This is a genomic window from Streptomyces phytophilus (assembly GCF_013870535.1).
Classification (GTDB): domain Bacteria; phylum Actinomycetota; class Actinomycetes; order Streptomycetales; family Streptomycetaceae; genus Streptomyces; species Streptomyces phytophilus.
Genome location: NZ_JACBXC010001111.1, coordinates 1 through 2029 on the forward strand (window position 1 = coordinate 1; position 2029 = coordinate 2029).

The following is a 2029-nucleotide window of genomic DNA, read 5'->3' on the forward strand; positions in this document are numbered from 1 at the left end:
CCGCCGTGGCCTCGCCGAGGTCGGCGCCGGCGCAGAAGGTGTTGCCGGTGTGGGTGAGCAGGACGGCCCGTACGTCGTCGTCCGCCGCGGCGGCGGCGAGGCCGTCGTGCAGCTCGGCCATGAGGCGGGTGGAGAGCGCGTTGCGGTTGTGCGGCGAGTCGAGGGTGAGGGTGGTGATGACGCCGCGGTCGTCGCGCGCGATCCGGACGAGGGGTGCGGGCGCGTCGGCGCCGGCGGCCGGCCCTGCGGGTGCGTCGGTCATGGCGTGGGGTGCTCCTTCGGTACGTCGGCGGCGTCAGTACGACTTGGGCAGGCCCAGCGTCTGGTGCGACACGTAGTTGAGGATCATCTCCCGGCTGACCGGGGCGATCCTGGCCACGCGGGACGCGGTGAGCATCTGCGCAAGACCGTACTCCGTGCTGAGCCCGTTGCCGCCGAGGGTGTGCACGGCCTGGTCGACGGCCTTCGCCGCCGCCTCGGCCGCCGCGTACTTCGCCATGTTCGCGGCCTCGCCAGCGCCGGCGTCGTCCCCGGCGTCGTACAGCGCGGCCGCCTTCTGCGTCATCAGCCGGGCCAGCTCCAACTCGATGTGCGCCTGCGCGAGCGGATGCGCGATGGCCTGGTGCACGCCGATGGCGCCGCCCTTCCACACCTGGCGCGTACGGGCGTACTCGACGGCCCGCGCCACCGCCTGCCGCCCGAGGCCGAGCGCGAACGCGGCGGTCATGATGCGCTCGGGGTTGAGGCCGGCGAAGAGCTGGAGGAGCCCGGCGTCCTCGTCGCCGACGAGGGCGTCGGCGGGCAGCCGCACGTCGTCGAGGACCAGCTCGAACTGCTTCTCCGGAGCGTGCAGCTCCATGGGTATCCGCGTGCGCTGGAAGCCCTCGGTGTCCCGCGGGACGATGAACAGGCAGGGCTTGAGCTTGCCCGTGCGGGCGTCCTCGGTGCGGCCCACGACGAGCGTGGCGTCGGCGATGTCGACACCCGAGATGAACACCTTGCGGCCGGACAGCAGCCAGTCGCCGCCGTCGCGGCGGGCGGTGGTGGTGATGCGGTGGGAGTTGGACCCGGCGTCGGGCTCGGTGATGCCGAACGCCATCTTGCGGGTGCCGTCGGCGAGTCCGGGGAGCCACTGCTGCTTCTGGCCCTCGGTGCCGAAGCGGGCGATGACCGTGCCGCAGATCGCGGGCGACACGACGAGCATGAGCAGCGGGCAGCCGGCGGCGCCGAGTTCCTCCAGCACGATCGCCAGCTCCGCGATGCCGCCGCCTCCGCCGCCGTACGCCTCGGGGAGGTTGACGCCGAGGTAGCCGGCCTTGGCCGCGTCGGCCCACAGCTCGTCGGTGTGCCTGCCGTCGCGTACGGCGGAGGTGAAGTACTCGCGGCCGTAGCGGGCGCCGAGGGCGGCGACGGCGGCGCGGAGGTCGCGGTGCTCCTGGGTTTCGAGGATGGCGCTGGTCATGGCTGTCGGCCTTCCTGGTCGCGGGACGGGGCGTCTTCGACTGCGGCTTCGGCGTCCGGGGCTTCGGCTTCGGCCTCGGCCTCGGCTTCGACTACGGCGAGGAGCGCGCCGACCTCGACCTGGCGGCCGGGGGCCGCGTGCAGGGCGGTGAGCACGCCGGAGGCGGGGGCGGTGACCTTGTGCTCCATCTTCATCGCCTCCAGCCAGAGCAGGGGCTGCCCCTGCCGTACGGGCCGGCCCGCGGCCACTCCGTCGGCGAGCCGGACGACGGTGCCGGGCATGGGGGCGAGGAGGGAGCCGGGCGGGGTGTCGGCGCGCGGGTCGGGAAAGCGGGAGAGGGGGCGCAGCGCGTACGAACCGCGGGGGGCGTCGACGTACGTCGCGGAGGCGGCGCCGTACGCGGCGACGTCGAAGGCACGGGCGACACCGGCGACTTCGAGCACCACGCGCCCGGGGGCGGCGGAGAGGACGCGCACACCGGGCAGGTCGTCGGCGCGTACGCCGTCGCGGGTGGGGCGGTAACGCACCTCGACCACGGCGCCACCGGGCTCGGTCCGGTACGCCTTC

General features: G+C 74.3%; 3 protein-coding genes. All 3 read right to left on the bottom strand.

Going from position 1 to position 2029, the window contains the following annotated elements; genetic code table 11:
* Positions 1-262: enoyl-CoA hydratase-related protein (locus tag H5J30_RS29615; protein ID WP_181790415.1), on the bottom strand; the 262-nt coding region annotated here is incomplete at its 3' end.
* A 33-nt stretch (positions 263-295) separates the two neighbouring features.
* Complete coding sequence (locus tag H5J30_RS29620) at positions 296-1462, bottom strand: acyl-CoA dehydrogenase family protein (protein ID WP_181790417.1); 1167 nt, start codon at positions 1460-1462, stop codon at positions 296-298.
* On the bottom strand, positions 1459-2029 hold a 571-nt coding region (locus tag H5J30_RS29625), incomplete at its 5' end, for an acyl-CoA carboxylase biotin carboxyl carrier protein subunit (protein WP_309505673.1). The genes H5J30_RS29625 and H5J30_RS29620, both read right to left, overlap by 4 nt.